This is a genomic window from Cyclobacterium sp. 10D3-21 (assembly GCF_055809755.1).
In genome coordinates this window covers 4,013,622-4,040,117 of record NZ_CM147924.1, presented here as the reverse complement: position 1 = coordinate 4,040,117, position 26,496 = coordinate 4,013,622, and the positions used below count along the sequence as shown (strand labels likewise).

Sequence of the window (26,496 nt, the reverse complement as noted above, 5' to 3'; positions counted from 1 at the left end):
TTCAAAAAAATAAATAGATGATCAATTGGATCAAGGGCTTGATAGTAGGGGTATTATTGCTCCCGTTTTCTTTTGAAAATGGGGAGGACATCCGATACTTTCAACCATCAACCATACCTCTATCTGATTCCTCTGATGTAATTGTATCCTCTATTTATGATTCCTTGTCAAAACAGGATATTTACCAGTTAAATACATCAACTGGTACTCCAGTACATTATTATATTGAACTTAAAGAAGGGGTTTGTTTTGAAAATGAGTGCCGGCCTCTGAATATACTGATCTACTGGAACATTACCGGCAGGTACCTGGGTTTTGAATTGGTGGATGGAGAGTTTCTGAGTAAGTATGACCACGAGCCCTTTTCTCAAAAGGAGTACGAGGAACTGCATGAGCTGCTGGCAGATCCATTCCTGCCATTGGGCAATTATACTTTTGAGGAATTGGTCAAAAGACCGGATACAGTCAGCCAATCCATGGATGGTGTTTCAGGTGCCACTATGAAAGATGTGCTGGAATACATTGTGCCCGGAGCTGCCTATACTACCCATAAACTATGGAATGTAATTCATGGCCCTATTCAACAAGAAGTGATCCGTCTGACAGAGCAGCAGCTAGATTCCTCATTGTTTAATAAAATCCTGCAGAGCAAGGATCAAAGTGACCATACCTGGGCTTTAGAACGGATTGCGCTGCTTTCTGATTTGGATGATTCTGTGATTGAATCAATTGTCAGGATACTACTTGAGGGGGAGCATTTTCAATCCTACCTGCTTTTGAAATCACTTTCTTCAAACCAATTGGAATCAGAGCATTTGCAGCTTCATCTTTTCAGTCTTATAGGTAAGGTTGACTATAGCATTGAAAACCTGATTTTTGATAAATTGGTAGAGGCACCTCAATTGCATCCATCCGTAGTGCATGCTTCAATTTCCATCCTAGGAGAATTGAATGGTTCCCAATTGGGGAAGTTGCTGAAGCTTTATTCGCATCATCAAGTAAAAAATCCTGAGTTTAATCAGGCTCTTAAGCAGATGGTGCCCCATGAAAACAGTTTTGTGGAGCGGCAGGTATTGCAGTTCTTGAATAACCAAGCTGAAACTCCTGATTAAGAGGGGAATATTTTATTCAAATCCCCCTTTTTATAAAGGGGGCAGGGGGATTTTTTCGAGCACTCTCAATTTAAAATAAATCGATTAGGTGATAATTACGTAATTCCTATCGAAGGCTGAGCGGAGTCGAAGCCATAGGGATCTGTGCCCGTTTACTAACTCCTTCCGATCAGGATCCGGAAACTATTTAAAAAGGGGGCTCATATCAATAGCCATAATTTTACCCAGAGCGAATTGTCCAAGAAATGGATTTAGGAGGAATGGGCTTCCTCTCATAAGGCCCTTGCACCCTCTCAGTTTTTGCCAGGCAGTTCCGCCCTGAGTAAAGCGTTATAATAAATCCTTCCAAGCACCAAATAGATCGAATTTGTGGCGAGCAGGATAGGTATTGAAAATTAGGAACTAAAAGGGGAGGGGTGCTTCATGGTTAATGTAGGTAAGAAGGGCGATTTACTAAAGTAGGGTCATGTATTTCTACAAGACTTTATCAGGCAGGGTGAACCTAAATTTACTTCCTTTTCCTTCTTCACTCTCTACCCAGATTTTTCCACCATGTGCATTAATAAACTCTTTGCATAGCATTAAACCAAGACCAGTTCCTTTTTCTTTGTTAGTCCCTTCTCTCTCCACTTTCTCATCAATTTTAAAAAGTTTGTTTAAAATAGCTGTAGGCATTCCTATTCCATTGTCCTCAATATTCACCAAAATTTCACCTTTTCTTTTTTCTGCGCTTATCCAAATATTTCCGTTTGAATTGGTGAACTTTATACTGTTACTTAGCAAATTCTGGAAAACGGAATTAAGCATGTTTTTATCAGCATAAACACTTAAATTCTCCGCGATATTAGGATTAATTTCGATGTTTTTTGCCTGGGCCACATTTGTTAATTGTTGCATTACATTGCCTACAATTTCATTGAGCGATAGCTCTTCTGCATCAAAAGTTATATGATCTGTTTGAATATTTGACCATTGAAGTAGGTTTTCAAGAAGCGTATAAGTCTTATCACTACTTTCATTCAGCATTACAATGATGTTTTTAATTTCTTTTTCATCAAAATCATCATAATTGTTCATCAATAAATCGCACAGGCCTAGAATTGAGCTAAAAGGACTTCTAAGGTCATGGGAGACGATTGAGAAAAACTTATTTTTTGAATTAATGGCGATTTGGGCCTTTTTATTGGCACTGATCAGCTCTTGGTTGTGCATTTCCATCTTTTCCCTGGAAGCAATCAATTCCTCGGTAACTACCTTGGTAAAGTGGCTTAATGATCGGTTTATTTGGTAAGGCGTACTGTTAAACCCTGGTTTGTTTTCTGCAGGTGGTCCTTTTTTCTCTTCGGCAAATGAACTTTTATCCTTAAAATCAGCCTTAATATTTTCACTAAGCAATAACATGGTCATGGTATTGTTAAGGATGGTATTGATTCCATTTGGTGAGGTATAAAACTCCCCGTAAGTAAAAAATCCATTTGTAGGGGCTTGTGCATTAAATGGTTTTATCTCTTTGTCGATTTCCTTGTTAAGGATTGCTTTTCTCCCTCCACAACTATAGACAAATATGCTTTCTGCCTGTTCGTTTTTCACTTTATCCAGGATGCTATTGTCCAGTAGCATATTGCTGTCTGCATAAGCCAATTGTACTTCTTCACCAATAGCAAAAGTACCTGTGAATATGCCTCCACCTTCCGGTGTAATTTGCAACAAAACCCGTGAATTTAAAATACCATTTCTTTTGTAGACCAATGGAAAAAGACCTGCCGTACCGGGTAGATTAAGCGCCACCTCATCCCCCAGGTATTTATTATAAATGGCTACGACACTTTTACCATTTATTTTATAAATAATGTTGTTTTCTGCTTCTGTTATTTTTAAAGGGATACCTATGGGTTGCCAGTTAAACTTCATTTTATTATTAACCGATAACTCCTTTCCGGAAAGAGAGACAGCAACAATTCCATTAGAAAAAAGTGTGTTTTGGTGAAATAACCATGTTTTAATGAGTTTATCGTTATCACCCGCAATTCCACCCCCTATGATTAATTTGTTATCAGAGGAAGATAAACTCTTAATTATATTATCATGGTTAAGATTGAAACCACTGGTAAAGACAATTACCGCTTTTGTGTCAGTTTCGAGAATAGGATTCCAATCTTCAGGTAGTAAGTTCTCAGCTTTCTTGTCCTCAAATTTAATGAGCTGAAGTGTGGTTTTTTCGAAAACGGAAACAATTATTATGATTGATCCATTTAAGCTATCTCCATTGAGGATTTCGCCGGTAGTGGTAGCCCCTATGATGATGGCCTGAGGAGAATTGTCCTGAACAATAGTAAGTACTTTTTCTATGCTCTCTGTTTCTAAAATTCCAGAGAATACTTGAATTAGAATACTTGTAAATGAGTTTATTTGGTGCTGAAAAATGAAAGCTAAAAAATCTTCTTCGGTAGTGTATTCCGTGCTGAATGTTTTCATTACAATAAGTTAGGTTCAAATTGGGCTGTAACGGATGGGAATACACTGATACAATTGGTCTACAGCAAATTTTCCGCTTGGAGCAATAGTTTTATTTTTCAGTACCTTGTTAGGCATTGAGATTAAAGAATTGTATTCGCCCAGTAATGGAGCTTTATCGAATTTACATATAGTTACTGAAGCGTGCAAATTTCTTTAAAACAGGCTGCTATTCAATTCGAGAAATTTGACGGGAACCAATAAAGATTAAGTGTTAATTCCTAAAATTTTGCAACAATAGAAGTGATTCCTACTCTATTTTGAACAAGAAATATAATAGACTTTGATTTTGCTCTTTTAGGTCAATATAATCAATTTGACATCAAGTACCCTTAATCTGCGTATTGTACTACCTCATCTTCCAGCCCGACACATAGAACAGCTCTTTTTAAGCCGAAAATCCTACCGTCTTTGGCCTCATAATTGGCGAATAGGTCCCCGTTTTTTCTAAAAGCCTGTTGGAGACCTTCCTCCCTTCCCATGTTGAGGCTTAGGACCTTGAAAATTTCACCTGTAGGATACCATTTTTTTTGAACCCCATGTAACTTCCCTGAAAAGTATTGAAGTTGGGATATTAATAGATGTGTGGAATCAGGAAGCCAGGTTTTCTTTTCACCATGCAATTTCCCTTTATGATAAAAAGCAGAATGTTTGATTTGTCCATCAGGATACCAATCAGTGGTTTCGTTTTGCTTCTTACCATCCAATATGCCAATCCTTTGCTTAAGGCTGCTGTCAGGAAAATAGCTTAAAGCATAACCCGAAAATTTTTCACCATTTAGCGTCCAAAGCGAGACCTTGTTGTTGTAGTCCAGTTTTGATTTGTCAATGGTATTGGTAGGTACTTGCAACGAACTGATTGCCTCCGCTGCTGGGGTTTTGATTGCTGTTTTGGATTCTTCTCCACAACTTACAATCAATATAATCAGAGGTATGAAAATTAAATTTCTAATCATTTTATCCAATTAATAAAATAGGAATCATCCCTTACTTCAGGGTTGAATTTTGGGATGATTCCTATTCATATAAAACAGAAAGTACCGGATTACATTATAGTATTTGGTGTTCCTTGTAAATCAACTCCGAACAAAAGAATATAGGAACCAATATAGGTTTCATTGATAATGTGATAGTGATAAAATTCCTCTTCGCTACTGTGCTGCGTAGCGGAAATGTGTCCACCAGATGCATCCAGGTTAGCTGGATGGTCATCAGTTGAATCGCATTTTCTACCATAAAGCAAAAATCCATCTTGTAGAATGCCAATCAACTGTTTATCATCATACGATAGTGAAGTATTTGCTTCTACATCGGTAGATTCAAGGTGGTAATGATAACCTGTTGGTCCCATATGGGCACCGGCATAATCAAAACCTGAGGCTACATTTTCAGATAAAGCGATGTTTGGCCCTTCCTCATCATTGAAAATAGGAGCCCCTGTAATGGCAATACCGATAGCGCCTAATCCAGTTGCAGAGCTCGAAGAAGCTTTTACTGGTGTTGCAGGAACGGTAACAGTGTAGCTTCCGCTGGATATGGTACCAGGCGACATTTCACTTGTACTTGCCACAAAAGGTTCAATGTACAGGCTGTTGCTCTCCTCCCAATAAGGAGAGGTATGGTTAGGCAAACCGTTGGATTCGATGGTGATCTCATCCCCATCAAAAGAAATGGTTACGGCACTTTCATTAAAATCGTCAAATGCAGCAAGCGGGGTGCTACCTGTAGAGGCGGCACTGCTGTCATCGGTGTCGCTATTGTCCGCTACATATCCACTAGGTTGTACACAGGCTGTTTGACTTATATCAGCGTTTCCTAAACCATCGCTGTCAGCATCTAGATACCAACTGGTTTCAACACATACATCCTCCTCGTCATCACAAGAGGAAATCAATATTGTCACTCCAAAGAGCACAGATAGCAATAATTTTGAGTAGTTCATTTTTTTAAAATTTTAAAAATTGGTAATAAAAAGTAATCGTTAAAGGTTTAGACTCCTTTAATTGAAAAATCCCTCGGTATTGGTGAAGGTTATAGCAAATACCTTTGCTTAATTGGGGTGGAAATGGGTTTACTTGCTTGAAAAGGTAATAAGCGTTTTATCTGGTATTGTATCAAAAAAAAGATAAAGGTTACTACTTATTCTTCCTAGTAGGAAGTTGTAATGGTATAAAAATCATATCGCATACTTCTACACAAATGTATGTGTTTTTACTTCTACCACCTAAATAAACTTAAAAAAATATTTACTATCTTAATGATTTACAGTTGTTTAATGAGTGGTTTTTTTAAATTTAACCTATTAGGCTTGTCCCATTCGGTCAATCATCCAATTTCTCAAAGCACTTATAAATTGATGTTCTGATTGCTTTTAGGTATAGCTTGTCTATAAAGTCATAATTTGCATCCATTGATCTTGTTTCAAAAAAAGCTGCTGATGTACAATACTTCACCATTTTCCCAGCAGCATTTAACAATTCTATCTTGGTTTCAAATTCAACATATTCCCTTTCGTTAAAAGTGTGGGCCGAAAACTCCTGAAATCCACCGATAATGACACATCTTACTTTGACTTCAGTTTCACCATCAGAAAAATAGGAACTAATCTGATCAATGATCAATTGCTCTTGCTCATTATTTAAAATGGGTGAAACTTTGTCAGATTGACCTGGGAAAGAAAGTACATTTAACTTTATTCTCTTACTTGTAACGTTTGACCTTTCATCTACAATTTCAATAGCTATTAACTTGCCTGGTATCGCTATTTCTTCCGTTTCAATATTGCGATCCAATAGGGCATATTTAGAAGTGCAACTTGAAAAAATAACTGTACCGATTGTTAAAATCGAAAAAAATAATCTTGACATAAAGATATTGTTTAGAAAATAATTTAAAGAGTGAGGGTTTTTATCAACTGCTTAGATGGCCAATTTTTTAACCGCTTATACAAGACAATAGGGAAGAAATAACTCCAAATTGTTGGTCTTACAAACGTAGTAGGTTTTTGATTAATTTAAAAGCACAAGTTGGCAGAAATGGATAAATTCTTAGATTATAAGTTATAATTTTGCCTAAAGAGAATTGATTTTATAAGAGTGGATGGTGTTTTGCTCATTTACTGGTGAATATTAAACCTAAAATAATAATAGTCCTTCTATTTCCTGAAAAAAACCTTCAAAATCATACCCTTTAAAAAGCGTAACCCAAACCGAGGCCTAAACCAAGAATTCCTGCTTTTATCTTGAATAAAATGCCTCCACTTGGTTTTTGGAAGCGGTAACCGAGGTCTAAACTTGGTAAAACAAAAGTTTCATCATAGTAATCGTCATAACCGACAAATGCTCCCCCATTAAGCTCTAAATGGTGATTCTTCTTTCCGGTCAATAGGGTCATTGCGGCCAATCCTCCAGGTCCACCTTCCGCTAATAGCATTCCTCCATAGCCCAAACCAGCCCTTCCATACCAAGTGAGGTATCCAGCATCTTTCACAAGTACTTCGACATTCATTAATGCCTCTAATCCTGGGACGGCCCCAATACTTATGTAGGTATTGATCTTGCTAAATTCTCCCTGCGCCTTTAGTGGATTGTTCAATCCTAAATAAACAATTCCTATCAATACTAGATTTAAAAGCATCCTAGGAATCTGGTTTGTGTTTGTCATTGTGGATTTTTAAGTAATGCCAATTATTCGGAGAGCCTTGAATTTTTGAGATCCTTTCCCGTTTATTGCATGGCTTAATTTACCTAATGTAAACCTAATTCCGAATTACCCACCTTGATTTACCTTATTTAAATTTTATAGTAAAAGTACCCTTATCATTTGATGAACAGGTTTATTTATAGCTGCTACTAAATCTAACTTGTAATTTTATATGCTGGAATGTTAGTTTGAAGGTTATGCAAATTGTATCGAATGGCAATATTTCAATTGGCCTTTAGCAGGGTAGCAATAGTTTCCCATTTCAACTGATTAGAATCTCATTTTCTGAGTCCAGCACTGTGGAGTTTTAAAACAAAAAATAAATGACGCGGATTGGGTCATTTTTATAGCCTATCGATTGGTGGAAATTTTTGTGACGGTGCAAATGTGATCTTGGTTACAAAATGATAAAACCGGAACATCGAGTTAAACCCACTTACACAATTTTTGCTTTCTCTCCTTAAACAAGTGTGAAAATCTCTTGCTCTGGCAGTCTTGATTTTGGCGTTTTGTCTGTAGTGTTAAAATCTGATGCTGTTCGGTACCCAATGGAAACAGCAGTTACTACAGTAAATCCTTTTTCTCTCAAACCAAATTCTTCATCTAATGCTTTAACATCAACGCCTTCCATTGGCACTGCATCAATACCAAGGGTGGCTACACCGAGCAAGAAGTTTCCAATATTCAAATATACCTGCTTTTCCAACCAATGGGGCAGGTCCTTTAAGTCGTATTTGTGAATGTCGACAAATGCATTTCTTCCACCATGCATGCCTTGTTTTATCTGCTCATTTGGAAACCTACCATCCAAGTCTTCCACGGCCAATACATGTTGCATATAGTCCTCATCCGCCGTAATTCTTGAGCAAAACAATATCACATGAGAAGCTTTTAAAACTTTGGCTTCATTGAAGATAAAAAATCCCTGCGTTCCTTTGGCCATGCGTTTTTTGCCCTCTTCTGTATTAGCAATGATAAAATGCCAGGGTTGTAAATTCGTACTAGAAGGACTCATCCTTAAAAGTGCCTTGACCTGATCAAAATCTTCACTTGAAATTTTTTTGTTTGGATCAAATTCTTTGGTCGAATATCGCCAGTTTAATACATTTTTAATGTTCATAATTTTATACTATAATTTTTATAGTTGCAAAAGTAAGGATAGTGTTATAACTTTGCAATAACGGTCAAATAGGATAGTATTAAATATTTCTAAATAGTTATGTACAAGTTCAAAGGAAAAGAATACCCATGTTGTGCAAGTTTAACGATGGGGCTTATTGGTGGGAAATGGAAAACGGTAATCCTATTTCACCTAAGGAATGAAACTTTGCGGTACAATGAGTTGCGAAAAGAAATGCCCACAGTAACGGAACGGACCTTAAGTCTGCAGTTGAAAACCCTGGAAGAGGATGGCATCATTAAGAGAAAGGTTTATACTTCAAAACCGCCCTTAAAGGTGGAGTATTCGCTTACCGATTTTGGGAAGAGCTTAATCCCCGTGGTTCAGTCCATTGCAGATTGGGGCTATAACACCGTTCAAAATAACGCGGAAGTTTCGGAGTAAATAATTATAATTGGTGGACCAATATAGAAAAGTAAGGAGTATTGGCTATTTCAGGATTTTATTTGCTTGTACCATATGGCGATCATTGTGATAGATGACTACTCTAAAGGTATCGCCAAGTTTTAACTTGATCCATTTTGAAATACTTATGGCAGTTTTGGTTTTGGATAAATCCACTTTGCTGGCTTTATCCAAGAGAATCAGAAGTTGTTCTTGTTGGGTAAGGAACCGTTGAAGGGTTGATTTGTCCAAAGCGCTGCCCATCGGATTTTTGTCGCTGAAGGTTTTCATCTTCTTCAATTTCTCCTTTGGCAGCATCATTTTGGCGAAATAATCACCTAAAATGCCAGATTTGAAATTCTCTTTGGGAATTGTGTTTGAATTTTTGATGCATTTGTTTATTTCAGGGATATAAAAATCCCCATATAGGTTCAAATGTTCTATGCATTCCAAAATGCTCCAACTGTCCTGTCCTGGTCTGCCATTTAGCTTCTCAATGGAGAGGGTGCTAAACTTTTCGGCCTGGTTGATATTTATCCGTGTACGCTCAACCAAATCCTGTATTAATTTTCCTGATGCTATTTTCATCGTTTTTTTTACCAAAATTCGCTGTTATTTCTAGCTAAAACATTGATTTGGATCAAGACTTTTTGATTCTGGACAATGTTTCTGGCGTCATTCGCAAATAGGAAGCAATGTATTTGTTTGGGATTTCCTGGAACAATTGAGGACTTCTGGCTAAAACCCTTTTGTACCTTTCCAAGGGCGAAGTTGTTAAAATGTCGCGCTCTCTTTCCATTTGTTGATAGATCAAATCTCCGAGCATCTGCTGCCAGATTTTGGTGTTTTCAGTTGAACCGTCAACAAAAGCCATGAAGCTTGCTTTTTTGATTACTTTCAATTGCGTTTTTTTGATCGCTTGAATGTAAAGGTCAGAAGGCTTTTCACTAATAAAAGAATCCAAGGCGGCTATGAAATTGTTTTGGTATCCAAACCTTATGATGTTCTCTTCAAATTCCTCTAGCACATAGATTCTCAAGCTCCCGCTGACTACAAAATAAAGGTTGGTATCAATGCTTCCCTTGACCTTTAAGTATTCCTTTCGGTTCAATTCCAGCTTTTTGTCCCATAAATGCTGCTGGTCAATTTGCGCTATAAAGTTTGAAATAGGATTCATTTGTCAATAAGGGTAGCAATGTGCTCTTATTTGTTGGTCAGCAATTTATTTACAATTGGTATATCTGCCGCTGCCCAATCCAACTTATCGAGTTCTTCAGGTTTTAGCCACTCCTGGCTTATATGCTCACGGAGGGAAAGTGCTTTTGAATCCACCTCACAGAGAAACCCATGCATTGTCACTTCAAAATCTGGATAGGTATGCTCTACTGTAAGGTATAAAGATTTAATGGTAGGGATAATGTTCAGTTCTTCCAATAACTCACGCTGCAAAGCCTCCATTTTTGTTTCTTCAGGTTCAACTTTTCCCCCAGGAAATTCAAATTTCTCCGAAATGTAATTGTGTTTGCTTTTTGGTCTTTGCACGCAAAGGATCTGGTTTTTAAAAAATATTATTCCTGCAACAACCTCAATGCGCTTCATTATTGTTAACTGTTTTAATTTCCTTGTTGACATTCATCATTCCTATCCATGTCTACATGGTTTCCCACTTAAGCTTCACCAATATACCCGACTAGACTAATGGAAATAAAATGGCACAGCTTAAATTATTTCAATTTTCTTTATAAAGGTTATTCTATTACCTCCAAAAATGCAACACACTGTCTATTGCTTGGTGTTTCGAGACTTATTACGCCTTGAAAACCCCAATCATGCTTTCCACCTTTCCATGTAACTTCAACTATTTCTGGTTCTGACCATTTTAGTGAATTGATATCCAACCATTGCAGTTTTAATTTATCAGCAAAAACCCAAGGGTCCAAATCTACGGTATAACGGCCCTGAGGGAAATAGATAGCATATTGTTGGCCAATGTTTGCGGTGGCATAAGCTTCCATCGTAGAAGGAACCGAAACATTTGGAGAAAGGAGATCATTATGAGGTGTACAAGACACGATGTCTAACTTTTCAAGTAGCATGTTCATGGCTTTGAGATTGGTCTGAACACGCTCATTCAAACCGGACCCCCACGGTCTGTTTGGGACAGAAGGGCGGTGGAATCTGGCAGAAGCACAGCCACCTATGATGTCCCGCCAAAACCGATCCATGGCCTCAGTTTCTGATCCTGCAGAGTAATTTGATCCACCATCTGTGGCCCCATAAATCTTTACATTGTTCAGAGGAACAGGTCCAAAAGAGGCTATTTTTTCACGTAAGAACATCAGATTGTCCCAGTGTGCTTTCCCTCTACCGCCTTTGGAGTCCTGGTTGTTTTGAGAAATGTCTACAAAATCAAAAATAGTAGGGTAAGTCATGTAATGTCGGATTGCATTTGCAGCGGAAAGTTGCATGTTGGTGATGTATATCCTTTTCAAAGATTTATTGGCCAATTCCTTCAGATAAAGTGCCCAATAGTTTTCCCAGTCACCCTCTTCGCTGCTTTCGTTATTTATATTGTACAATACATTGTCATACTTTAATGTTACTGAAAGCAATTTATCAATGAACTTTTTTTGATAGGACAACTCAGCCTGAGCGTTATTATTAACGGTTGCAAAGAAGTCCCGACTGTCCTTCCAAGTACCAAGTTGCATATTGACATTATTTTTTGGGTTCCAGGGGTGATTTCCCCATCGCCCTGAAGAATTGATATCAAAGATATCCCAAAGGGTTAATTGAACTATAATTCCTCTCTTTGTGGTTTCGTCAAGAAAAAAAACAAGCCTGCGCCAATATTCTTCATTCCATTGGTTTAGATCATAACTGTCTCCGTTAATCTTTTTAAAAGCAAAGACATTTCCTTCATCACGATCCGACATCGTATTTCTTAAGTAATTGCCTCCTGAAGAAAGTAACAAATCCAGGTGATCTGTTAATTGTTTGCTTGTCCATTGAAAAAGGTTATCATCATCACTTCCTCCTATCAGTACTATAGGTTCCCCTTGATACTGCCAATACCAGGGGTTTTGGGTGTAGGGTTTAATGCCCTGAGAATCGGTGTCATTTGCAGAAATACTTTGTCCCGATAATTTTAGGGTACTTATTAATAGAATTGACAGTAATAATAACGTTGTTTTATTTTTCATTTTTTTGGGAGCTCAATGGCTTGGTTATTTTAAACCCGAAATATGCAATAGGCAATCTATTAGGTGCTGAAATCGCTTCAAAATACCCAATCGTTGCTGTTTTCAATTTTTCCTGACGATAGACAGGTTCACCATAGCGGTGCTATGCTAAAATCTCCAAACAGCCTGATTTTCTTGCGATTGCAACACTTCCCGTAAACACGGGAAATTCTATTAAATAATCCGGGTTAAATCGCTACAATGATCATATTATTAATATATTGGCAAGGAGGGGAAGGACAAACAATATATCCTTACTACCGCTTACATTTACTACTAATCTAATTGATTTTTTGTGGTTTTAAAAATTACAGGACTATCATGGAGTGATTTCCTAGATGGTATGGTTCGACGAATTTTCAAAAACCAAAACATGGTTGATTGGACTTAAAATAATTGAAATAGGAAATTTCTTAGGGGATGTTTTCAATCAGCTTTGCCAAATGTTTAATGGTAATTTCAATGGTATTTCCTTCCGTGTCGGCAATGACACTTTCATAGTATCCATCTCCAGTAGTCCTAGGTTCACCAATTACCTGATTGCCACTTTTGCGTATTTTTTCGGTAAGCAAATCCACCTTCTCTCTAGTCCCAAGGGAGATGGCAAAATGGGTCAAGCCTAGCTTTTGTTCTGATTTGGAAATAAATTTACTTATATCAGGTGAATGCATCAATTCTAAACGTGCGCCGTTTTTAAATGACAAGAAGTAGGAACTGAAATTTTTCTTTGGGTTAAAATATTTTTCATTGTCCCTTAAATCAAAGAATTCCAGATAAAACGCAGGCATTTTTTCTAAATTTTTTGTCCAAATGGCAATGTGTTCTATTCGTTGCATACTTATTGATTAAATTTTTTCGGTGAGCGGAATTGAAAATTCTGGTGATCTTTTAACTTTATTTTATTCTGGTGTTTTGGGTATGTACAATTCAATAGCATCCTAAGCTACCATGTTCGATTTGTCCAAGCACCTTCTTTACTATTGAAAACCATATGGATAAACCACTAGTTCTTGGGCTTCCATTCCACAAAAGGCCGGGTTTGGTGATTTCATCCACTTGAAAAAAATATACCTATTGGGCAATAGTTCTGAACCATAGAAGAAATGATTAGTATTTAACAGAGAAAATTGATCCAATATTTTGTGCGTTTTGAACCAACCGTATACCCTTGTTTAAAGATGTTTAATATTGCGGTGGTTTCGTCGGTAACTTGATTACTGAAATAATCCTTGAAATTATTATAAGAGGAGCATTGATCTCATTTATTGCTATTTCAATGGAGTCAAAAGGACAGCCATCATTATCTTTTAATATATCCTTTACCAGAGATTCGGGCTAATTCTTCATAATGTTCCGGAGATGTTTCCAGTATCCCAAACATTTGATAAAACTTTATATTATAGGAAAGAATGTACTAAAAAGTCATTTCTTAGTCAAGTTGTTTAAAAGGATGCCTAAATCTTGTGCCTGGATTAATTTAGCACTAGAAGGAAGTTGATTTTTTCTTTCCAAAAGCCAACCCACAATTTGGATGTTTAGCCCTGTAATTGAGATGCCATATCTCATAGGGTTTTAAGTGCTTGTAGGCGATGTGTAGAACCTTCGGCTTTGAATTTTATCAAATTCCCGCACATAATCTGGGTGTTCGGTCCCCATTAGTTTGTCCCAAAACCTAAAATACAAGCCATAGTTTCCTTTGAATTGCGCATGGTGCATATTGTGGTGGGTAGAGGTATTTAGTATTTCAAAAAGAATAGATGTTCTAAACCATTTTGGCGTGATTTCATAACCCAGATGACCGTATACATTGAAAGAGAAGGATAACAATGCAAAAATAAGAAGAGCCAGGGGATGGATGGGAATAAGAAGGATAATAATCGGTGCAATCAAGGCTTCCAGCATACTTTCGAAAAGGTGAAAAGAGTAGGAGGCCCAAGGCGATGGATTCACTGATTTATGGTGCATCCTGTGAACGTGTCGAAACAATCTAGGCATATGGATCCCTCTGTGCAGCCAATAAAAATAAGTATCATGTAAAACCAAGCTCAACAATATACTCATTGGAATCCACCACAAAGGGTAGTCTGTAGTGTCATGATAAATCAAGGTAGAGGCTTGTGCAGGAGATTTCAAGATCAACCAAACTACTCCTGCCAATACCAAGGTTGTTTGCATTGAAAGGCCTATTTCTCTTATGAATTCCTTCTTTTTTGCAATTCGCTTCTGGATTTTACTCTTAATAAAAAGGTGTGGAAAGATGATGTAGAACACCAAAAATGGAATACCAGCTAGCACAAAGTACCTTATAATATTCAAGGCGAGGGGAACGAGATAATCAATTGTGATTTGCATTTTTTTTCTATGTTTTAAAAATAATCTAAAATTTTATATACATGACGCATACGCTTAGTTCCATTCAAGGGAATACATTGTGCCTTCAATGGTTAAATCCGCAGTTTTGTCGCCTTTGAACAAGATAGTACCCGCAAAAGAAAAGGTTGAAACTTGGGTTGTATCCGTAAATGTAAAATTGCCTTCACCGGATTGAATGCTTAAAGTTTGCTTGTCCACTTTGATGTCGGAAAGTGAAACTTCAAAATTACTGCTGATGCTTTTTTCCTTCGTAAAATTTATCTCCTGTGTGCCAAAAGAACTGTATTGGCCAGAAATTAGAATAGTTGTAACACTGGGTTGAAGGCCTGAAACATTGCCGGTAAAGTAGGAGGAATCAGCTGAAGCTATCCTTTCAGAATTGTAGGCAAAATCTGTGTTGAGCGAAAAAGTAGCCGTTTGTGGGATGCTTAAAGCATTACAGCTCATTTCATAGGTCAATTCAGTAGTGTAATTTGCTTGAATAATATTACCCTGGTAAGCTTTCGATAATGTATCGGTATACAAATTGTCACATAGGGCACCAGACTTTATTGCTTCAATTAATTGATCTGTCAAGTCCTGTAAATTGGTGTACATTCCTCCAGTTTGGCTTTGTTGAGAAGATTCCATTGTTTTGGCAGCCTCACTTTCTGTAAGTGTTGGGTTTTCTTTCATCGCTTCATCGATGGTATCATTTTCTCCGCAGGAAAAAAGAAGTAAGATTGAAAAGATTAGTGCGAGTTTTGAGGTGTTATTTTTTACTTGTGTCATTGTTAATTTTTTTTAAGATTAATAATGACACAAACCTAGCGGTCAGATACTTCAATAAAATTAACAAAAGATAATTAAGGGATAAGATTTTATAATCCCGCTATAAATACCCTCCTTGGGAATATTTTTGACTGCTAAAAAAAGAGCTATTGCTTTTTAGAAGCAATTCGCTTTCTGATCCGGCTCAATGATACTGGGGTGATGCCAAGAATATTGGCAAGGTATTTATCCGCTACTCTATTTACCAATTTAGGGTTGGTTTTCATAAATTGTGTGTAGCGCTCCTCAGGACTATATAATATAAATGAGTTCACTCGGTTCAAAGCTTCTTTCAAAATGCTTTGAAAAATAAACTTTCGGTTGGCTTCTAGTTTTGGGTGTTTTGAAACGATGGATTGAAGCAAATCATGGTCCATATAGAACACGTCCGTGGGTTCTAATGCTTTGTAGTAAAACTGGGAGGGTTGATCAAATAAGATAATATTTGGGCTGGCTAAAACTTGGTTTTCCCATCTTAGCAGGGTGGTTATTTCCTCTCCATTTTCCTTTACTTTGTAAGCACGAACGAGACCTTTTCTGATAAAAAATATCTCTTTTCTTACACTGCCTTCTTTGATGATAAAATCTCCAGTGTCAAAAGATTTACGCATTGCTGCATGCAACAACGTTTGAATATCTTTGAGGTCTAAATTCCTGCCGAAATTGTAGAGCATTTGAACCTTTTCAAAGTCTATCACGGTTTAATCTCTTTAGAATTTAATGCCATATTATTTTTTCAAGTTAATGCATTTCTTAGAAGGCCAATATGCTTTACTTTTTAAATGTGTTGAGGGGTAAATATACTTGATATAGGTGATTGTTTCAACAATTGAAATAGGAATGGATTTGCACCTTGACGCTTATTAATTTTCATATTTCCTCAAAATAAAAGGTTTATAACAAATTAGCGTTCTTTTTCTTTTATATGAATAGGCCGTTTGCAGACAAGTGGAAAAGAAAGAATTTTACCCATCTTCAAATTAGGTAAGTATAATAATTAAAGTCTCTAATAATAATTCGTTCAATTTCTAAATTTCATCAACTTTCATTTCTCGTTTCTTGTATTTTCTAAAGATATACTCTACAACTATAGCAGCTAGGAAAGTAATGATACTGGCATAAAAGGCACTTTTCTGGGTATCCCACTGGTATTTCATTAGCGCAGCAAATACAATCAAAAGGACCATTAAATTGATAATAATAAGCAGTCTATTTCCTCCATACACTTTCTGCAATTTGAGATGAGAAATTAGCACAAAAATGTAAATAACCGTAAAAATTGTACTGGTAATGGAGGCAATTGCTTCTAAATTAAAGAACAAGGCAAATACAAGACCTAATCCTGCTGTAATGTACAAACCTTCGGTAGATTTAAACCAAACTTTTCGCTCGAAAAATTCCGGAAGTTCTCCATCTTTTGCCAATGAATAAGCAATGTTTGCTCCCCCAAAAATAGTGGCATTTAAAGCAGATGAAAGTGAGAACAATGCCCCAACAGTAATAAGAATAAACCCGAAATTCCCTAAAAATGGCTTAGCAGCTATGGCCAAAGCATTTTCCTGCGCTTTTACAATTTCTGTTAAAGGAAGATTACCAATGGTAACAAGGGATATCAAAATATAGAAAACCATCACAAATAGAATACTTATAAAGATGGCTAAAGGAATGTTTTTTTCGGGGTTTTTAATGTTTTCAGAGGTGTTGGTAATAAGTCCAAATCCCATATAAGAAAGGAAGAAGATTACAGAAGCATTAAGTAAACCATTTGTGTGAGCGGTATCGAAATTCGGTAGGGTCATTGACCAATTAATCGTCATAAAGCCGCCCAAAATAAACACCAGTAAAATCGATAATTTGATGAAGACAATATAAAATTCAACTTTCCCCACTGCCTTGCTACCGAAGAAATTCAGTGCGGTAAATAATGCAATAACCAATACTTCAACCAATCCAATTGCCCATGTTGTAGACTCCAGGTGCAGAAATGGAAGTAGGTATCCAGCAAAACCTTTAACAAAAAGGGATATTGATATGACATAGGACAGCCACATTAGTATGCTTAAAGCACCTGTTACAATACCATCTCCAAGTCCCTTTAATATGAAGGCAATTGGACCTGCGTTGGAGATAATTTTTCCGCCTAATGTAGCATAGGAATAAGCTACTACTAATGCATAAATGCCAGAGAGAATAAATGCTTCTGGTAAATTTTTCCCTGCGATTTCAGCCCCTAAACCAAAGATTGAAAAAATACTGGCACCTATCATTGTGCCTACAGCCATTGATATTACTTCAATTAAACTAAGTTTTTTGGTTTTTTTCATGGGGCTTCCTAATAATTTTGATGGGGCTATGGTTTTTAGCGATTACCTTAATGAAGTTACTAATAGGCTTGTAGAGAACTTAGTGTGGGCTACAGACAACAGTACCCAAGAAAATTGGGTGCATGCAGAAAGGTGAATATAGGACAAAAATATGATCGTACCAATACGGGATTAGTTTTGGCGAAAATATCTATATATCCCTTTTCTAATGGAGATTAAAATTTAAATCATTTAAGGTCTACCCAAGCTTATCCACCTGTCAACTTAGTTTTTTAAGATTAAGGACCTACATGAATAAAGGGGGGCAACATAGCAATAAACCCAGTGCCTTTGATGGGTTCAAGTATTTAAAAGTCAGTTTTTATATTTTTTAAACAACAAATAATACACCAGCCATAATGTACTTCAGAAGGCAAGTTTTTATTGATCTTTCCTTAAGCATTTATTGGTTTTGCAGTTCCGGGTTTGGTGCTGGTGGTACAGCACTAAAATCTATCTTGGGAAAGGCAACATGCCAATCTGTATTGCAGTTTTCTCTTAAATCAGCCATAAAGGCATCAATCCTTTCTTTGCCAACTGAGTGCATAACGAAGATATGGGAATAAGAACGCAACTGGCGTTCTTTCTCGGAAACAGGAACCCAAAGCCTATCTGTATCTAAGGACCATTTGTAATTTAATGTTTCGTTGACCAACCGAAAGCGAACGGTCAGACTCAAGCGGGACCGGGCAATCCATAGGTCGACTTCCTTACCAAATCTAGCTTTTAATTCTGATTCAAATTTGAACAATTCTGCCTCCAGATAGGCCGAAACATCTTCTGTTTCAACAGCCTTATTCATATTGTCTTCATAACTCATTCTGGAAAAATAATCCCATAGAATCATGGGTGAAAAGGCAGACCGGGAACCTCCGAGAGTGGTGTCTGGCGTACCTAAAAAGGAACTTGCCGCATCTGGGGGCAGTAACTGGTAGCCAGTTCGAGTCATAAAGATTCCTGAAGGCCAGGGACCCCCAAGCCATTTATGCATGGAGCAACCCACACTCATCACAGCTGGATTTCGAAAATCGAACATAGGGCCTTTTTCTTTCAAAAGGTTGCGGTTGTGGGCCATTTCGACAAAAGGAAGATAAGCCGCACCGAGCGCACCGTCCACATGAAGCCAAAAACCTCTCCTTATATCAAACAATGGATTTCCCTTTTCGTCCTTTCCATAAATCACTTTGCGTTCCCAAAGCCATGGATAGACTTTGCCTAACTTTTCAAACATGGCGTTAATGGCAGGCACATCATCATAAGCCCCTTTCCATGTGGTTCCAATATTGGCAACAACTACAACAGGGTAGCCTTTGGCAACAAAAAATTGAACCAATTGCGTCAATTCAGCTATTTTAACCGATCCTGACTGTGGATTGTCTTTGTCGAAATCATGGGAAGGAACCATTTCAGGCCAACTTCCATCGTTGGTAATGGGACATTGTCCGGGATATTTTTCCTGTCCTATCTGCTGGAAAGTAGGTAATTCCAACAAATGCGATGCTTTTTGAATGGAATAATGAACATCTTCCGAATAGAAGAGTACAGGGGTGTATGCATTTTCAGAAGTTTCCTCCTTTTTTATAGGCGCTTTATAAGAAAAATGTTGTCCCCTTGTTTCTCTGCCTCTTCTGGTATAGCCATCAATTTGCGCATTTGTTTTTTGATCTTCAAGGATTGTCCTGCCTTTAAGGTAGTCTCTGGCATTGAACAATCCGTAGATATTTCCTTCCGTAAATCCCATTGTGAGTACATAGCCCCAATACCTGGAATCCGCATCCTGTTGATCGGTAGCAGCTGTATGAGGCCACTTGTTATTCCATAATGCGGCAAAATAATCTAAAACTGCCCGCTCACAGAATTTTGAGTTTAGGGTGTATCGCCCACTGCTAAAAGGATCTCCAATATTATTGGCATGCATGTCCATGAGGTAGGGAAAACGATCTGCATAATTCTGATCTTGATTTCCCTGAAAGCCTGCAAAACTGGAATGTTGGGTTTCAATAAATTCTTTAAAAGAAGCCAAGGCTATTTCTCGTTCCTCATTTGTCAATCCCGTAGGAGGAATTTCGAATTGGCTATAATCAATTTGCGGGAAGTTCCCATGGACATCCTTGGGTGGCACCGAAACATACACCTCATTTGGGTCATTACTTGGCCTTGATACAATGGCTCCTTCGGGTACTTGGGCAGTCCATGGAAGTTGTTTAGGGCCGTAAGGTACATGCTGAGGATCTTTGCAGTTTTTAGACATGGTTATCTTTTATGTTATTTTAAACGACAACTGTTAAAGTTGAAATAGAACTTTCCATTGTAAAGGTTAGAAAAAAAGTAAGTAGTCGGCTATGGTTTCTTTTCTATTTTATTGGCGATGAAAAACAGTTGGTAATAACCCACCAATTCTTCTATGAATTGTCAGTTTAAATCTGACTATCAAATCTAATATACAGAGAGTTATCCAAGGGTGCAAGTTCCCTTACACGCAATTTATCATAGCTTTACTAGCAAATGAATGAAGCGCAAAAAGAAGTAAGGAAATTGGCAAACGCAGGAATTGATTTTGAATAAAATTCAAGGCGTTTTATATTAAAAATCTGTTTGGGAGAACCACGCTTTGAAATTAATAGGCTTAAGGGTGGGATTACCCTTAAGCTTGAGAGGTGTATAGGTATATTGTTTATTTTTTTGAATTGGGCAATCAAGTTATTTGAATAATTTCAAAAGTTATAACCAAAATGAAGTCCTGGTTCACCAATAAAGAATTTTGACCATTTGTCATCCAGTTCTTTAAACGAATCCGGCATTTCGGTATGGTAAGGTCGGTGGGTGATTGCTATGGACGGTTCAATGAAGAATTTGTCATTGAATAACTTAAAATGGTAGCCAACTCGGTAGGTATTGAAGATTTGAAAACCGTTTTTTATTTTTTTGTTCTCTTCGTCCTTAAATGTTTGAAAGGAATTCATTACGTGTATGCCAGTATACAAGCCTTTCCACCAAAAATGCTGATAGGCAAAGGCAAATCCAAACTCCCTTATATAGCCTGGAAACTTTTCTTCGGGTGCTTCAAAAGAATCACCATAAGGAATGCCAAGCGACCAGGCATATTTCCACGATTTTAGCTCCAATGACAGCGCATCTTTTGGTCCCAATCTGTAACCTAAGTTCAGCTGGGCAAAGTCAGGTGAATTGTCGTCAGGAATTAAATTACCAAACACAAAAAATGTACTGCCGATGAAGAACCTGCTGTGGGTAGTGTCATTTTTTGCATATTGTGCTTTGAGCTCCTTAGGAAAGGTACTTATTAGCGCAAATACAATTACTAAAATACAATTTCGCATTTTTTTAATTTTTAAGTTAAAAGATAATGCAAAGGTGCATGGGAGGGACACTAAAAAACGTTCACTTAAGGTAAGAAATGAAAAAAAATTATTTTTTTATTTTAACAAGTCTTGCTTTCAATCGGCTTAAAGACTGTGGTGTAATTCCTAAAAAACTTGCCAATTGATGTTGTGGAACTCTCTGAATCAAATCAGGTCTTGTTGCCAATAAATTTTCATATCGCCTGGAAGGCGAAGAATTCTTAAAATCGTCAAGTGAGGATTGAATTTTTACCAGCAATTCTTCTGAAACGATACGACACAAAGTTTCAAACCTTGGGAATTTAGCAAAAACGTCCTCATCCAAATCAGGGGTAGATGCGGAGATTATTGAATCTTCTATGCATGAAAGATAATAGGTGGATGGCTTATTATTGATTGCACATTCAGGCACTTCACCTTGGAGTTCTGTATAAAAATTTGTTGTTTTTTCTTCTCCATCAATGATGTAAAATTTTCTGATACATCCTTTGAGGACAAAGTAACCTAGATTGGATTTTTCCCCTTCCTTCAGAAGCAATGTCCCTTTTTTTACCTCTCTGAAAAGATCCAAATCGAGGATGACTTTTTTTTCATCATCAGTCAATGGCATGTATTTAGAAATATAGTCAAAAAGTAATTGGTGCATGCGTTGTTCTTATTTGGTTTTGGTGAGGGATACCAGAGAAATAGACCTAACTATATGCATTTTCCCCCAATAATTTTGCTACTAATTTACGGGCTTTTTAATCGATATAAAAGGGAAATCAAATTATACCGAATGCCAAGGATTTTGACTCAACCAGTACCTTGCTTGTTTCAATTTCTTCTTTTCAAAAGGTCATGGCTTCAAAAGCTTGCTCATACAACCAATGGCCAAAGTCATTCGGATGATTGATATTATTTCCTAGCAGTGAGGATTGGTCTTTTCTTTCAAGTACCTTCATCCAGGTACTGTACACATCAACGTAGGCGCAATTGGCTTCTAATGCTGCTTCTTTTGCTGCATTTGCAAAAAGTTTCATTGAATTAGTACCGTAATGCCATTCATTGTTGGGAGGAAATGTGGAATAAATGATTACTTCAGCATTCTTTTGCTCCTTTATCATTTCAACGAGCTGTATAAGATTTTGCTTGTACTGTTCAGGACTGTTACTACCAATATTGTGATCGTTCATGCCCCATCCTAATAATACCAGATCAGGAGAAGTTTTTCCGATATACGTGCTCCACCATTTAATGCCTTGGGATGAAGTATAGCCTGATATGGAAGTGTCTTCAATCTTTAAGTTTGCTTGTGGGAAGTTACCTTTCAGGTAATTTCCATATAAATATTGGAACCTTAGGTCTGTAGATGATGCCTCACCGCCAGCAGTAATGCTATTGCCATAAGAAACGATGGTGACAGGAGCGCCACTTTCTAATTTCTTCCGAAAATTCACCAGGTACTTACTTTGGTCATTTGGTTGCGCAAATCTTGCTCCATTTTTTGTTGCATAGTCGACCCATATAAAGAATGAATGATTGGAGTAGTCTGGAAATTTTCTATGGTCGAAATCTTTAAGTCCATAAAGAACATGGGTAGAATAATCCGGAATACTTGAGTCTTCGGTTCTCCTGATTTCACCAGTACTGTAATCAACGGTATAATCAACTCCTTCTACATAAACCTTGCTTTCTGGGTTAAATCGTTGGTAGGTACTGCGAACGATCACACTATTTTTGTACAATGAATCAAATGAAAGTTTTCCGGGTTTTGTAGCAGCAAGCACAAGGCTTTCCCCTTGAATATCCATTGCTATTCCACGGGAAGATGAAGGAATAGAGGCCTTGTCCGAGGTATTGTAAAGGGTACTTGTTTCAATTCCATCCGGCCCTGCTGGCCCGTATAAATTGTATGAGAGGGATTCATATCCAATTTTATTTACAAAATATATCGCGCCTATTATAAATAGGAGATTTAACAAAAGTGAAATTGGAAATAATACTTTACTTTTCATTGTCTTTAAATTACCTCTGATAAACGTTATAAACTATAGTCATTGCTAAATCAAAATTTTTAAAAAAGGAAGCCAGAAGCCTTTGACCTTAATTTTCTAAATCGTCTTTAATATTTTAAGCTATGAAAAAAAAACAAACAAACAGTGAAAAGGTCTCTCAAAAGTTCGGAGCTTTATATTGTCATTCAAAAGACAGCCACGAACGGTATGCCTTTCCATTAAAAACCTAGATAGTGCCGTATGATTTTCACTTTCAAGATTACTTGGTGCTGCCCATTAAGGTATGCTGGCCTGAAGAATTTTCTTGGTGATTAAAAAATTGAAATGAAGGAAAACCATCCACCAATCTGGTATTTAAATTTTTTCAATGCTGCCTTTCAGCTCTAATGGTAATACCCCTTTGTACCTAATCCTGCAAGAAGTATGGGGTCAATATTCAGCAAAAAAGCTTGCTTAAATTGTACCCATCAAGAAATAAAAACCTTCAGTTCATGGCGAGGTGGCTAAAAATTGAAGAACTTGCATTTTTTTCAGGAAATACCTTTTTGGTTGGTTAATAGTATAGCGTAAAATATATAGAAAATATGGTGGATTTCTATCCAGATCAAAGATGGGTAAGTGAAGGTGAGCCTGAGTTGGGTGTAGGTATAATTGTTGAAACAAATAAAAATCGTGTCCAGGTACATTTCCCTGCAGCAGGAGAAACGCGACTGTATGCATTAGCGAATGCGCCATTGCGAAGAGTTGTATTTAAGCCTGGCGATACGGTTGTAGATACCAATAAACGTGCATTTGTAATTGAGCGGGTTCAGGAAAATGGACCGCTAATTCTCTATATAGGGAACCAGGGGACTTTATCAGAGGCAGACTTGGGAGACGTATCAGTAAAGCATGGCGTAAATGACCGTCTCCTTATTGGGGATGTAGAGACACCAAGTGTATTTGCTTTGAGACGAAATACCCTGGCATATGATCATATTCGTAGAATTTCGCCCATTAATGGATTTGTTGGTGGTCGGATAGACCTTATACCGCACCAACTGTATATCGCACATGAGGTAAGTTCTCGTTATGCTCCACGTGTATTGCTATCTGATCAGGTAGGGCTTGGGAAAACCATTGAGGCATGTTTAATCATGCATCGTTTGTTGTTGAGTGGACAAGTCTCCCGAATATTAATATTGGTTCCTGACTCTTTAATTCATCAGTGGTTTGTTGAAATGCTTAGGCGTTTTAATTTATGGTTCCACATTTTTGATGAAGAGAGATGTGCTGCACTAGACGAAAGTGCGCCTGAAGGAAATCCGTTCCTGGATGACCAACTGATCATTTGTAGTACCTCGTTCTTAGCAGGTTCTAAGAAACGTGCCCAACAAGCGATTTCTGCGGATTGGGACATGCTTGTAGTGGATGAAGCGCATCATCTGGCCTGGTCTTTGGAGAAAGTAAGTCCTGAATATGCGATTGTTGAAATGCTGAGTAAAGTGGCGAAAGGCTTGTTGCTATTGACAGCAACGCCTGAGCAATTAGGGGTAGAAAGCCATTTTGCACGACTGAGATTATTAGACCCGGAACGGTATGCGGACTACGATGCATTCATTAATGAATCCCAAGACCATAAAGTTATTGCCAATATTGTTGAGGACTTGTCTTTAGGGAAACCTATAAAGAAAAAAGCCCAAGTCTTATTGGAAACTATTTTTGGAAAGGAAAGAATGGCCATTGTTGCGGAAAAAGGTGTTGCAGCAAAAAATCGTTTAATTGATGATTTATTGGATCAGCATGGTCCTGGACGTGTGGTATTTAGAAATACACGTGCTGCAATGAGCGGTTTTCCTACACGAAAGGCGCAACTAATCCCTTTGGAAGCGGAAGCCAACCAAGAGGAGTGGGTGAAACGCTTGTCCAAAGAATATGCAGTTGACAAAGAGTTAGATGTTAGTCCGACTTTAAAGCAGCAATTTCGATTTTCAGAAGACCCTCGTGTGAGGTGGTTGGTTGCCTTATTGGATCAACTGAATCCAGAAAAAGTAGTATTAATTTGTAGAAGTAAAGCCAAAGTATTGGCTCTAGAAAAAGCTTTACAAAAGCTCAGCAGTGCAAAGGTAGGAGTCTTTCATGAGGACCTTACCATTGTACAGCGGGATAGAAATGCCGCCTGGTTTGCTGAGGTAGATGGGGCACAAATATTATTGTGCTCTGAAATAGGGAGTGAAGGGCGAAATTTTCAATTTGCGCATCATTTGGTATTATTCGATTTACCTGTACATCCTGAGTTATTGGAACAAAGGATTGGTCGTTTAGACCGTATTGGGCAGACGGAAGCTATTCAAATACATGTGCCTTACCTGAAAGGTAGCCCTCAGGAAGGACTGGTTCGTTGGTTCCATGAAGGGTTAAATGCTTTTGAAGAAAACATAGAAGGTGGAAACCAGATAGGGGAATTGTTTAGGGATCGCTTGGTAGAAACTGCTTTGGCTGCCTCATCTGCTGGGGCAAGCGAGAAACTAGATACATTAGTTTCGGATACGGCCGCCTATCAAAAAGAGTTAAAGCAAACATTGGCCAATGGACGTGACAGGTTGCTGGAAATGAATTCATTCAGACCACAGGTGGCGGAGCAATTGGTGGAGAAAATTAAGGCTGCGGATCAAGACTTAGGGCTTGAGAATTATATGACTAAAGTTTTCAACCACTTTGGAATTGAAATGGAAGATTTGGCACCACGGACCTATTTGCTGCATCCTTCAAGAGCAAATGTAGCTGTGTTTCCGTCAATACCTGATCAAGGAATATCCGTAACCTTTGACCGAAAGCGTGCCTTAAGTAGGGAAGATATAAGCTTCATTAGTTGGGATCACCCAATGGTAACCGGAGCCATAGATATGGTTCTTGGTTTAGGCACTGGAGGGGCAAGTTTCGGAGTTTTGAGAGGTACGGAGGACACGGGCATTTTATTAGAAGTGATATTTGTACTTGAAACTACAGGTAAACAAGGGGTTTATGTTGATCGCTTTCTGCCCAACACCCCTTTGCGTGTGGTGGTAAATCATTCTAGTGATGAGGTTACAGAAGACTATCCCGTAGACTTGTTCAACATGCAATTGATACCGGGACAAATACGTGACTTAATCGAAAATGAAACGTTTGTTGATGAGATACTTCCAGAGATGTTAAAAAATGCTATTGAGATAGCCGAACAGCTGAAAGAGAAAGAAATAGAGATAGGTCTTAAAGATATGATCGAAACAATGGATCATGAAATTGGTCGTTTGGCTTCATTGTACAAACGAAACAAAGCGATACGACCTGATGAAATTCGGACCGCATTGGAACATAAAAATGAGCTGACTTCATTGATAGCAGATGCCCGAATTCGAATGGATTCTATTCAGTTGATTCGAGAAGGAGATAGGTAAACATTTTTTTTCAAATGGTTTTATTGAAAAAAATGTATCAA

At 37.7% G+C, this 26,496-nt stretch carries 22 protein-coding genes; 3 read left to right on the top strand and 19 right to left on the bottom strand.

Annotated elements, in window-relative coordinates:
* The first annotated feature begins 17 nt into the window (after positions 1-17).
* On the top strand, positions 18-1,112 hold the full coding sequence (locus AC0L7T_RS15960) for a hypothetical protein (RefSeq protein WP_473336479.1): 1,095 nt from the start codon (positions 18-20) through the stop codon (positions 1,110-1,112).
* Between the two features lie 474 nt (positions 1,113-1,586).
* Here the strand turns inward: AC0L7T_RS15960 and AC0L7T_RS15955 are convergent, their stop codons facing one another.
* The 6 genes from AC0L7T_RS15955 to nfsB form a co-directional block, all read right to left on the bottom strand.
* Positions 1,587-3,587 carry an FIST N-terminal domain-containing protein gene (locus AC0L7T_RS15955; protein ID WP_473336477.1) on the bottom strand — a complete coding sequence of 667 codons (2,001 nt, stop codon included), beginning with the start codon at positions 3,585-3,587 and terminating at the stop codon, positions 1,587-1,589.
* Between the two features lie 371 nt (positions 3,588-3,958).
* Entirely contained in the window at positions 3,959-4,582 is a 624-nt protein-coding gene (locus tag AC0L7T_RS15950; RefSeq protein ID WP_473336475.1) for a toxin-antitoxin system YwqK family antitoxin, read from the bottom strand.
* Between the two features lie 89 nt (positions 4,583-4,671).
* A complete protein-coding gene (locus AC0L7T_RS15945) occupies positions 4,672-5,568 on the bottom strand; it encodes a YHYH protein (RefSeq protein ID WP_473336473.1) in 897 nt (298 codons plus the stop codon).
* 379 nt (positions 5,569-5,947) lie between these two features.
* Positions 5,948-6,493, bottom strand: coding sequence for a hypothetical protein (locus AC0L7T_RS15940; protein WP_473336471.1), 546 nt, complete (start codon positions 6,491-6,493; stop codon positions 5,948-5,950).
* A 322-nt stretch (positions 6,494-6,815) separates the two neighbouring features.
* The gene (locus AC0L7T_RS15935) at positions 6,816-7,289 is read right to left on the bottom strand and encodes a hypothetical protein (RefSeq protein WP_473336470.1); all 474 of its coding nucleotides are present in this window, start codon (positions 7,287-7,289) and stop codon (positions 6,816-6,818) included.
* Between the two features lie 499 nt (positions 7,290-7,788).
* On the bottom strand, positions 7,789-8,448 hold the full coding sequence (nfsB, locus tag AC0L7T_RS15930; RefSeq protein ID WP_473336468.1) for an oxygen-insensitive NAD(P)H nitroreductase: 660 nt from the start codon (positions 8,446-8,448) through the stop codon (positions 7,789-7,791).
* A 99-nt stretch (positions 8,449-8,547) separates the two neighbouring features.
* On the opposite strand from nfsB, the gene AC0L7T_RS15925 reads away from it, so the two are divergent.
* Entirely contained in the window at positions 8,548-8,892 is a 345-nt protein-coding gene (locus AC0L7T_RS15925; protein WP_473336467.1) for a winged helix-turn-helix transcriptional regulator, read from the top strand.
* Between the two features lie 45 nt (positions 8,893-8,937).
* Here AC0L7T_RS15925 and AC0L7T_RS15920 read toward each other — a convergent pair whose 3' ends face one another.
* The 13 genes from AC0L7T_RS15920 to AC0L7T_RS15860 form a co-directional block, all read right to left on the bottom strand.
* Positions 8,938-9,480, bottom strand: a complete 543-nt coding sequence (locus AC0L7T_RS15920; protein WP_473336466.1) for a DinB family protein — start codon at positions 9,478-9,480, stop codon at positions 8,938-8,940.
* Positions 9,481-9,532: 52 nt separating this feature from the next.
* Entirely contained in the window at positions 9,533-10,069 is a 537-nt protein-coding gene (locus AC0L7T_RS15915; RefSeq protein ID WP_473336465.1) for a Crp/Fnr family transcriptional regulator, read from the bottom strand.
* 26 nt (positions 10,070-10,095) lie between these two features.
* Positions 10,096-10,491, bottom strand: a complete 396-nt coding sequence (locus AC0L7T_RS15910) for a (deoxy)nucleoside triphosphate pyrophosphohydrolase (RefSeq protein ID WP_473336464.1) — start codon at positions 10,489-10,491, stop codon at positions 10,096-10,098.
* Positions 10,492-10,640: 149 nt separating this feature from the next.
* The gene (locus AC0L7T_RS15905) at positions 10,641-12,095 is read right to left on the bottom strand and encodes a hypothetical protein (RefSeq protein WP_473336462.1); all 1,455 of its coding nucleotides are present in this window, start codon (positions 12,093-12,095) and stop codon (positions 10,641-10,643) included.
* A gap of 452 nt (positions 12,096-12,547) precedes the next feature.
* Positions 12,548-12,970 (bottom strand): VOC family protein, encoded by a 423-nt coding sequence (locus AC0L7T_RS15900; protein WP_473336460.1) that lies wholly within the window; start codon positions 12,968-12,970, stop codon positions 12,548-12,550.
* Positions 12,971-13,706: 736 nt separating this feature from the next.
* Complete coding sequence (locus tag AC0L7T_RS15895; RefSeq protein WP_473336459.1) at positions 13,707-14,486, bottom strand: sterol desaturase family protein; 780 nt, start codon at positions 14,484-14,486, stop codon at positions 13,707-13,709.
* Between the two features lie 54 nt (positions 14,487-14,540).
* Entirely contained in the window at positions 14,541-15,278 is a 738-nt protein-coding gene (locus tag AC0L7T_RS15890; RefSeq protein ID WP_473336457.1) for a hypothetical protein, read from the bottom strand.
* Between the two features lie 146 nt (positions 15,279-15,424).
* On the bottom strand, positions 15,425-15,991 hold the full coding sequence (locus tag AC0L7T_RS15885) for a Crp/Fnr family transcriptional regulator (protein WP_473336456.1): 567 nt from the start codon (positions 15,989-15,991) through the stop codon (positions 15,425-15,427).
* Between the two features lie 354 nt (positions 15,992-16,345).
* Complete coding sequence (locus AC0L7T_RS15880; RefSeq protein ID WP_473336454.1) at positions 16,346-17,641, bottom strand: APC family permease; 1,296 nt, start codon at positions 17,639-17,641, stop codon at positions 16,346-16,348.
* Between the two features lie 442 nt (positions 17,642-18,083).
* Positions 18,084-19,931: a pyridoxal-dependent decarboxylase gene (locus AC0L7T_RS15875; RefSeq protein WP_473336452.1), complete on the bottom strand. Its 1,848-nt coding sequence runs from the start codon at positions 19,929-19,931 to the stop codon at positions 18,084-18,086.
* A 463-nt stretch (positions 19,932-20,394) separates the two neighbouring features.
* On the bottom strand, positions 20,395-21,018 hold the full coding sequence (locus tag AC0L7T_RS15870) for a hypothetical protein (protein WP_473336450.1): 624 nt from the start codon (positions 21,016-21,018) through the stop codon (positions 20,395-20,397).
* Between the two features lie 88 nt (positions 21,019-21,106).
* Positions 21,107-21,685 (bottom strand): Crp/Fnr family transcriptional regulator, encoded by a 579-nt coding sequence (locus tag AC0L7T_RS15865; protein WP_473336448.1) that lies wholly within the window; start codon positions 21,683-21,685, stop codon positions 21,107-21,109.
* A gap of 184 nt (positions 21,686-21,869) precedes the next feature.
* Positions 21,870-23,036 (bottom strand): SGNH/GDSL hydrolase family protein, encoded by a 1,167-nt coding sequence (locus tag AC0L7T_RS15860; protein ID WP_473336446.1) that lies wholly within the window; start codon positions 23,034-23,036, stop codon positions 21,870-21,872.
* A gap of 584 nt (positions 23,037-23,620) precedes the next feature.
* Between AC0L7T_RS15860 and rapA the strand changes: the two genes are divergently transcribed.
* Positions 23,621-26,455, top strand: coding sequence for an RNA polymerase-associated protein RapA (gene rapA / locus AC0L7T_RS15855; RefSeq protein ID WP_473336445.1), 2,835 nt, complete (start codon positions 23,621-23,623; stop codon positions 26,453-26,455).
* Positions 26,456-26,496 lie beyond the last annotated feature (41 nt).